General features: G+C 40.1%; 9 protein-coding genes. 2 read left to right on the forward strand and 7 right to left on the reverse strand.

The annotated features are described in order from the left end of the window. Positions 1–712, forward strand: a 712-nt coding sequence (locus VLZ86_RS09680; protein WP_325450772.1) for a CpsD/CapB family tyrosine-protein kinase, incomplete at its 5' end; no start/stop codon positions are given. A 258-nt stretch (positions 713–970) separates the two neighbouring features. Here VLZ86_RS09680 and VLZ86_RS09685 read toward each other — a convergent pair. Next, entirely contained in the window at positions 971–1,150 is a 180-nt protein-coding gene (locus tag VLZ86_RS09685; RefSeq protein ID WP_325450774.1) for a hypothetical protein, read from the reverse strand. Positions 1,151–1,258: 108 nt separating this feature from the next. On the opposite strand from VLZ86_RS09685, the gene VLZ86_RS09690 reads away from it, so the two are divergent. After that, on the forward strand, positions 1,259–1,675 hold the full coding sequence (locus VLZ86_RS09690) for a CBS domain-containing protein (protein ID WP_325450776.1): 417 nt from the start codon (positions 1,259–1,261) through the stop codon (positions 1,673–1,675). Positions 1,676–2,127: 452 nt separating this feature from the next. Here the strand turns inward: VLZ86_RS09690 and rpe are convergent, their stop codons facing one another. The 6 genes from rpe to proC form a co-directional block, all read right to left on the reverse strand. After that, positions 2,128–2,790 carry a ribulose-phosphate 3-epimerase gene (gene rpe, locus VLZ86_RS09695; protein WP_325450778.1) on the reverse strand — a complete coding sequence of 221 codons (663 nt, stop codon included), beginning with the start codon at positions 2,788–2,790 and terminating at the stop codon, positions 2,128–2,130. Between the two features lie 505 nt (positions 2,791–3,295). Continuing rightward, positions 3,296–4,159, reverse strand: a complete 864-nt coding sequence (locus VLZ86_RS09700) for a sigma-70 family RNA polymerase sigma factor (protein ID WP_066433750.1) — start codon at positions 4,157–4,159, stop codon at positions 3,296–3,298. A gap of 252 nt (positions 4,160–4,411) precedes the next feature. After that, positions 4,412–4,786 carry a hypothetical protein gene (locus tag VLZ86_RS09705; protein ID WP_325450783.1) on the reverse strand — a complete coding sequence of 125 codons (375 nt, stop codon included), beginning with the start codon at positions 4,784–4,786 and terminating at the stop codon, positions 4,412–4,414. 193 nt (positions 4,787–4,979) lie between these two features. Then, entirely contained in the window at positions 4,980–6,179 is a 1,200-nt protein-coding gene (locus VLZ86_RS09710) for a glutamate-5-semialdehyde dehydrogenase (RefSeq protein WP_325450785.1), read from the reverse strand. Positions 6,180–6,433: 254 nt separating this feature from the next. Continuing rightward, entirely contained in the window at positions 6,434–7,204 is a 771-nt protein-coding gene (proB, locus tag VLZ86_RS09715; RefSeq protein ID WP_325450787.1) for a glutamate 5-kinase, read from the reverse strand. Beyond that, on the reverse strand, positions 7,204–8,010 hold the full coding sequence (gene proC / locus VLZ86_RS09720; RefSeq protein WP_325450789.1) for a pyrroline-5-carboxylate reductase: 807 nt from the start codon (positions 8,008–8,010) through the stop codon (positions 7,204–7,206). The genes proB and proC overlap by 1 nt, the downstream gene beginning before the upstream one ends. Between the last annotated feature and the right edge of the window lie 368 nt (positions 8,011–8,378).

An 8,378-nucleotide genomic window follows, 5' to 3' on the forward strand; every position in this document is an offset into this window, starting at 1 on the left:
GAAGGAGGCAGGATTTGTTTTTGATGACCCTAATGCAAGATCGGTCTTAGCAGAATCCTTTCGGATTTTGAGTTCTAATGTGGATTATATTTTACCGGTAACCAACGAAGGTAAAGGGAAAGTTATTTATTGTACGTCAACCATTAAGGGGGAAGGAAAGACTTATGTGAGTATCAACTTATCCTTAGCTTTATCGAGTATTAATAAAAAGGTGTTGTTGATTGGTGCCGATTTAAGAAATCCGCAGATCCATATTCATGTTAAAGAAGCCAAAAATGCAAAGGGGCTGTCCAATTATCTTCATGATGATGGCTTTAATTGGAGAGACGCTTTGGTGAGTGGCTTTGAAAAACACCCCAACCACCATATTTTGTTATCGGGAGCTATTCCACCAAACCCTGCCCACCTTTTGACCAATGGCCGTTTTACAAAGCTCATTGAAGAAGCAAAAGAGGAATACGACTATATTATCGTCGATACGGCCCCAACTATTTTGGTGACCGATACGATGTTGATCTCTCAGTTGGCAGATGCGACCATATATATTGCGAGAGCGAATTTTACCGAGCGTAATCTCTTGAGATTCTCTAAGGATTTATCGGAGTCTGGCAAGTTGAAAAACATGGCTTACGTGATCAATAGCGTAGGTGCCAGTAAATCCTACGGGTATAGTTATAACTACGGCTATAACTATGGCTACGGTAATAATTAGAAACCTCTGGTTGACCCATAATTTTGAATCCGATCTCAACTAACTGTTTGGGTCGGATTTTTTTTTATGGGGAATTGTGGGAATTCTGTTGGTCTCTCTTTAAGACGTTAGAAATCTCTGTTTGATTCTTTGGTTAACAATTAAAACCCCTTCTCCCGAGAGTTATGAAGATTCATTGGGGTGCTTTAGTTTCAACCTATTTGTTAGCCACTAATACAGGAATAATAAGGTGATTTGTCATATACTCTATCCATTATTTTACGAAGCAGCCATGCGTTCTGCCCCTATGACACTATGGATTTCGACTACGAAGTAGTTTGTGTAGATAACTGGTGATGTAAGCCCATGAGCTTTTGATGCGTTCAAGAAAAGAAATGCTTTATTAGCCACTTGACTGGCTAAAGTGCTATCATCCAATTTTTGGCAGTATGCCTTCACAGGCATTGATTGCAGAACCATGGCGAACTATTACCCCAGGTGATATTTGTCATGAATTTTATAAAGGAAATAGGTTACTTTTATTGGTGAATTATAAAACTAAGAATCATGAAAGATATGCAACTTGTATCGGCAATAATGACCACTAAAATTGTCAAACTTAAAAAAGACGATGATCTTGAGAGGGCGGAATATTTATTTAAAAAACATAAGATCAGACATATTCCTGTAGTTGAAGGGAAATCCATAATTGGGATGTTGAGCTACACCGACTTACTGCGAATTAGTTTCGTAGATGCGGTGGATGATGATGGGGAAATTGAAAGCTTGGTCTATAATATGTTCACCATAGAGCAAGTGATGGCCAAAAATATCGTTTCGGTATCTTCAACAACAAGCATCAAGGAGGTGGCCCAGATTTTGGCTAAAAAGGAATTCCATGCTTTACCGGTGGTTGATGATGGTGAATTGGTGGGGATGGTGACGACTACGGATTTGATTAATTTTTTGATAATTTATTTGTGATGTAGGGAAGTGGGGTTTAGGATGAGTGGTGAGAGTGAAGCATTTGTTCTAATTTTATAGAAGTTTCCCACTCTTGCTTTACTGTCTAAAGGCAGACGAGTTTGCTGTATTCGCTTTGCTACGGATGTGCTGGATTATTGGTATAGATCTATATAAAGCTGAATTTTTGAGCGAATCTAAGTTTTTTGGAAATTTTGATAAAACTCATCAAAAATTGTATTGAAGTTAGACTATTCAGTATAGAGCATTTATTCATAAGTATTTTGTCTGTTGGCAGGGGGAAACTTCAACTTCAATTTCAGCTGCAAGTTCTCATTTTGTCTTTGCGCCTAAAGTTGTCATTCAACCTGGTATAAAATCAAAAATTATTAATCGTCAACCCGCCCGTACCGAAAAGGCACGTTCGGGCGGGTCCAAGATCCGTCCTAGATTGTCGGTCGTGATTATCCCACCTATGAATTCGCCAACTCCCTTAATTCTTTTATTGTAGCTGTCGGATTAGCACTTCCAAAGACATGACTGCCGGCTACAAAAGTATCTGCGCCAGCTTCTACCAACTTTTGGATGTTCTGGTCTGTGACCCCACCATCAACTTCAATTCGCGTGTCCAAACCTTGGTCGTCAATCATTTTACGAAGGTTTTTGATGCGCTTGTAGGTGACGTCTTCAAATTTCTGACCGCCAAATCCCGGGTTGATGGACATTAAAAGTACCATATAACATTCTGGTAAGATATCTTCCAAAACCACAAGAGGCGTCGTGATATTTAGGACCACACCGGCTTTACACCCTGCATCTTTGATTTGTCTTAAAGTACGATGTAAATGGACGGTTGATTCATAATGGACGGTGATGATATCGGCGCCCACTTTAGCGAATTCTTCAATATAACGCTCTGGTTTTTCAATCATTAAATGCACGTCCAATGGTTTGGTGGCGTGTTTTTTAATGGCTGCAATCACGGGCATTCCGTAAGAGATGTTGGGTACAAAATGACCATCCATAACGTCAATATGAAACCAATCGGCGTCACTATTGTTGACCATTTCGATATCACGTTGAAGGTTGGCAAAATCTGCAGCTAAAATTGAAGGGGCGATAAATTTTGAAGACATAGGGTATTGTTGTAAAGTTTTTTGCAAAGATAGGGAAAATAAGTTGGCAGTTGGCAGTCTTCAGTTGGCAGTATGTGGTATGCCGTCGGCAGTATGCAGTCTTCCCGCCTCCGCTTTGTTGCCCACCTCTACAAAAGTTTTGGGCAAGCGATCAGGCGTATTTCAATTGTCCGCTTCCGATGACTCTCCGGACGGGCAAGCAGTCTAAGTCTGCAGTCTCAGTTTTCCCGCCTTCGCTTTGCTGCGGACGGGCAGGCAGTTTTCGGTTTTCAGGGCAGAGATGGTATTGGGTATAGGGTAGTGTGAGAATTTGACGATTTAGATTAATTTTTTTCAATTTCAAATTCAATCTCATCTTCATCTTCAATTTCGACATTAAAAAGTGAACCCCCGGTAATCAGCCGAGGGTTCTTTCATCAATCAAAAAACGAACAGTAAAATACCCACGAAGGTGGGTATCTGTAACTGTTTGTTGGGGTCATTTAGTGGTCATCACTATGGACGACTATCCTAAATAAGTTTTCAATATTTTGCTTCGCGAGGTATGTTTCAACCTACGAATTGCTTTTTCTTTAATTTGGCGGACACGTTCACGGGTTAAGTCGAATGTTTCACCAATTTCTTCTAAGGTCATCGGGTGTTGATCTCCCAAACCAAAGTACAAGCGGATGACATCGGCTTCACGAGGCGTCAATGTTTCCAAAGCACGTTCAATTTCCGTACGCAACGATTCATGCAACAAATCCTTATCTGGATTTGGAGATTCTCCAGAGCGTAATACGTCGTAAAGGTTGGAATCCTCACCTTCAACCAACGGTGCATCCATGGATACGTGACGGCCAGAGTTTTTCATGGACTCTTTGACATCATTGATGGTCATGTCCAATTCTTTGGCGATCTCTTCGGCACTAGGCGGACGCTCATGACTTTGCTCTAAAAAAGCAAAAGTCTTGTTGATTTTGTTGATGGAGCCAATTTTATTCAATGGCAAACGCACAATACGGGATTGCTCAGCTAAGGCCTGTAAAATGGATTGACGAATCCACCAAACCGCATAAGAAATAAATTTGAATCCACGCGTTTCATCAAAACGCTGTGCTGCTTTAATAAGGCCTAAATTACCTTCATTGATTAAATCTGGTAAGGTCAATCCTTGATTTTGATATTGTTTTGCTACTGATACGACAAAACGTAAGTTGGCTTTGGTCAATTTCTCTAAAGCCAGTTGATCTCCAGCTTTGATGCGTTGTGCCAATTCCACTTCCTCGTCTGCGGTAATTAAGTCAACTTTTCCAATTTCTTGGAGATACTTGTCTAGCGAAGCTGTTTCCCTATTGGTAACTTGCTTCGTAATTTTGAGTTGTCTCATTTAAATGTGCCTCTCTAATTTAAAATGGTGAATAATCCTTTCGTAAGTAGTTATACGTAAAAGACGCTCTAAATGTTACAAGAAAGTTGAAATTAATTTTATTCATTAGAATTATACACTAAGATTACTTCTTCTATTGGAAAGGTGGAAGTGAGACGATTTCCGTATATATCGCTAATGGGTGCTAGAATTTGTTGGGAATTATCATAAAAAAAGACTTTAAGCACGAAGGCCAAAAGTCTTTTATTATGTTTAAAGTTTGATCAATTTTTTATCCGTCAAATTGATGTCTTCTAACATCTCATTTGTGAACTTGTAATGTCCACGCGTGGTTATAATTTTAAATCGGGCAGAACGCATTGCGCTTAGGGTATTTAAAAATAACCATTTTGATTTTAACAAGCGTGTTTTATCCGATTTTAAGCTCAATTCAAAATAGTGCTTTCTACCTTCCTTTTCTGCTACAATATCTGGGGTAATATTAATGTCGCTACCTTTTTTGAGGTATGATTTTGGGGTTTCATAACCCTCTGCGTCTGCTTTGATGTTTTCAAAGCCAATGTTTTCTAAGTAAGCTAATGATGTACTTAAAACTTCCGTGTACTTTTCTTTATCTGTATGAACCATAGGCAATAAGATAGTTTAATTTTTGACAAATACAAGTTTTTAGGAGGCTTTAACTTTTAGTTTGCAGTCGGCAGTCGGCAGTCGGCAGTCGGCAGTTTGCAGTCGGCAGTTTGCAGTCAGCAGGGTTACTAATCCCTAATTCCTCATCCCTAACCCGCCCGTACGCAGAGGGTAGGTTCGGGCAATTCCCTACTTAAACCCTCACATGCCCGTCTCCAAACACATAATACTTATTGGTGACCAACTGTTTTAATCCCAAAGGTCCTCTGTGGTGCAGTTTATCCGTGCTGATGGCTAATTCTGCCCCGACCCCCATTTGGCCGCCGTCAGTGAAGCGTGTGGACGCATTATGATAGACTGCGGCACTATCTACTTGCTCCATGAATTTTTGTGCCAATGTTTTATCTTCGGTTAAAATGGACGATGAATGGCCACCAGAATAGGTGTTGATCATCTCTATGGCGCTCTCTGCATTTTTAGCTTCTGCAATTAAAATCTTCATGGCCAAAAACTCTTCGTACCAAGTGTCTTCATTTTCAATTTGAGTTTCGCTCGTGAGAATTTCTCCAACCTTCTTATCAACCAGGAGTTCGACACCCAGATTGTGTAAAATGGCTTGAAGATCTTTCAGCTTGGTTTCGTAATTAGGAATGTTTTTGTCGATTAGGACTTTATCCAAAGCGTTACATCCCGAAATCTTATCGGTTTTAGCATTGACGATCACTTTGACAGTTTTCTCCCAATCGGCGTCTTTGGCCACATATAGGAAATTATTTCCTCTACCGCTGATCAATACAGCACAAGTGGCGTGGTCTTTTACGAATTTAATTAGACGTTCGCCTCCTCGTGGGACAATCAGGTCGATCTTTTCTGTAGGATTCTTTAAAAATTCCTGAGTTTCTTCACGTTGCAGATGTAAGAGTTTGATCCACTCTTTGGAAAGGCCGTTTTCCTCTAAAGCTTGGTGCCAACATTTTTCTAGGATAAGGTTACTGTTCAAAGCCTCTTTTCCGCCTTTTAAAAGGATTTTATTATTTGCTTTAAAGGCTAAAACCGCAGCTTCAATGGTGACATCCGGTCGTGATTCGTAAATGATCATAATCGTACCAAAAGGCGCTGTTTTATTGGTGATCTGCAGGCCGCTGTCCAAGGTCAAATCTGAGATTTCTTGTCCCACCGGATCTTCCTGGGCTTTTACTTCCGATATGGCTTTGATCATTCCATCAATTTTGGAATCATCAACTACCAATCGGTCGTAGAGCGCTTGATCAGTTTTGTCAAAGGCCTCCAAGTCTTTCTGGTTTGCTTTTAAAATATTATTTCGCTCTTTATCGATAATCGTCATCATCGATTGGAGCACTTTATTTTTTATATCTGTGTTTAATAGTTTCATAATTTGTGTTTTAATTAAATGATTTTACCTGTTTAAGGTTCTTTACCAATTCATATGATTTGGCACTTTACAAGATTGCAATAATTGCACATTTTGTTAGGTTAGGATCTTTAACCCTTCCTTCTTCATCCCGTTCCCGCGGGGTGAATCGACCTTCCCTTGAAAAAAGGGAAGGAATTTTTCAGTTTGGGCAGGTCTAAAAATTCGGTAAAAATTTTAAGCTCCGTGCTTCCCCCTCCGTGCTTCCTTCTTTTTTAAGAAATAAACTTCGTCCCAATTTCTTTGTTGTCAATAATATCGACAATGACATTTTCCCGTTTTCCGTTGGCTATGTAGGTGGGAATGTTTTTTAGCGCAGCACCTTTAGCAATCTTTAATTTTGATGCCATGCCGCCGCGTCCTTCGCCTTCTTTTTTGTTGGACGCCATCACATATTGCTCTACAGCTTGATTTACCGTAACTTCTTTCAATTGTGTGGAATTCTCATCATCCGGATGGCCGGTATATAAACCATTGGTATCTGAGAGAATGATCAATCGGTCAACATCCAATAGCTCCGCAACCAAACTGGCCAGCTCATCATTATCAGAGAACATGGACATGGTCAAGGAGGTTGCGTCATCCTCATTGGCAATAGGGGTGATGCCCTCTGAAAGGAGACCTTCATAACAATTGATCATATTTTCACGGTGTTTGCCACGGTCAAAATCGCGTTTGGTGGCCAAAACCTGTGCGCAACGCATTCCGTAATCATGAAAGAGACTGTAATAATGGCGCATCATGCGCGGTTGTCCTACAGAAGAATACACTTGTCTCCTGATGGATGGGTCTTGAATACTCGTTTCGCCCAAGATTTCTTTTCCGGCAATAGCCGATCCGGAAGAGACCAGAATTACCTCAATGTCCCTTTCGTTTAAAACAGATATTTGTCTTACCAACTCCCTTAAAACGGGACCTAAAATTCGATTATCTTTATTCGTTAATACATTAGTACCAACTTTTACTACTACTCGTTTAATTTCCATTATTGTTTTTTTCCCAATTCGACGGCCCTGTCAAATGCGGCATAGGCGGCGTCCTGAATGAGTTGTTTTACATTATTATCGTCCATAGAGTCTATGGCAGCTTGAGTGGTTCCGCCTTTTGAAGCTACTTTTTCAATCCATGATTTTGGTGACATATCATTCTGATTAAAGAGTTCAATAGCCCCTTCAAAGGTGTTGCTGACCAATACTTTGGAATCGTATTCTGAAAAGCCCATTTTTCGGGCGGCATCCAGCATGGATTGCATAAAGTAGAACACATAGGCGGGTCCACTCCCTGAAATTCCTGTGGAGGCATCAATAAAGTTCTCCGATACAACATGTATTGACGTACCTGTGGTATCCAAAAGATTCCTGACCATGAGCAATTCTATTCTGGAAACCGTTTTAGATGCTGTGTAGGAGGTGACGCCTTTTCCAACTTGCGCTGGAAGGTTTGGCATGGTCCTTACCACTTTACTTTTATCCAGGTGATTCTGGATGGTTTCTATAGTTACCCCAGCCATTAACGATACAAAAATCTGATCGTCGTGGAGCATTGGTTTCATGGTCTTGAACAACTCCTCACTATGAAAAGGTTTCACGGCTATAAATACAAGGTCTGCTTTTGGCAGACAATCGTCAAGCCTGTCGTAAACATCAAATTGAGGTTGTTGTCTTAATGTTTCGATTTTTTTCGGATCCGTGTCAAAAATCCGGAGTTTATGTTTTTTGAGCAAGGGTGAGCTTGCCATGCCTTCTGCATAGGTCAATCCCATATTTCCTGCTCCAATGACTAATACTTTCATTCTTTAAGTTATTGATTATCACTATTATTTCCATTATAGCTGCAAGGATTGTACGGAAGACCCGTTTTGTTGGACCAATTTTAAAGATTCATCAATCTGATAGACATCTACGGCGAAGATTATGGAAATCTTAATTATTATGCGAGAACGTTGTCAAATTCACAATCATTAAATTTTGGAGAGGTGACAAAGTGTCGGACTTTTGCAAGTTTGTCGGGTTTTTATCTCAAAAATGGCCATAAAAAAACCTCCCAGGTTTTAAAAACTTGAGAGGTTTGATGTATAAAGAGTTTAAAATCAGATATTAATCTTCTTTTTTATCTTCTCTTGGTTTACGATCATCACGACGGTCATCACGACCTCTATTG

Origin of the sequence: Gelidibacter sp., from assembly GCF_035515035.1 — a bacterium.
GTDB lineage: Bacteria > Bacteroidota > Bacteroidia > Flavobacteriales > Flavobacteriaceae > Gelidibacter.

Coding starts and splice junctions, on each gene's coding strand:
- proB (WP_325450787.1), bottom strand. CDS start 7,204: ATGGAAATTAAACGAGTAGTAGTAAAAGTTGGTACTAATGTATTAACG.
- proC (WP_325450789.1), bottom strand. CDS start 8,010: ATGAAAGTATTAGTCATTGGAGCAGGAAATATGGGATTGACCTATGCA.
- VLZ86_RS09705 (WP_325450783.1), bottom strand. CDS start 4,786: ATGGTTCATACAGATAAAGAAAAGTACACGGAAGTTTTAAGTACATCA.
- rpe (WP_325450778.1), bottom strand. CDS start 2,790: ATGTCTTCAAAATTTATCGCCCCTTCAATTTTAGCTGCAGATTTTGCC.
- VLZ86_RS09690 (WP_325450776.1), top strand. CDS start 1,259: ATGAAAGATATGCAACTTGTATCGGCAATAATGACCACTAAAATTGTC.
- VLZ86_RS09700 (WP_066433750.1), bottom strand. CDS start 4,159: ATGAGACAACTCAAAATTACGAAGCAAGTTACCAATAGGGAAACAGCT.
- VLZ86_RS09710 (WP_325450785.1), bottom strand. CDS start 6,179: ATGAAACTATTAAACACAGATATAAAAAATAAAGTGCTCCAATCGATG.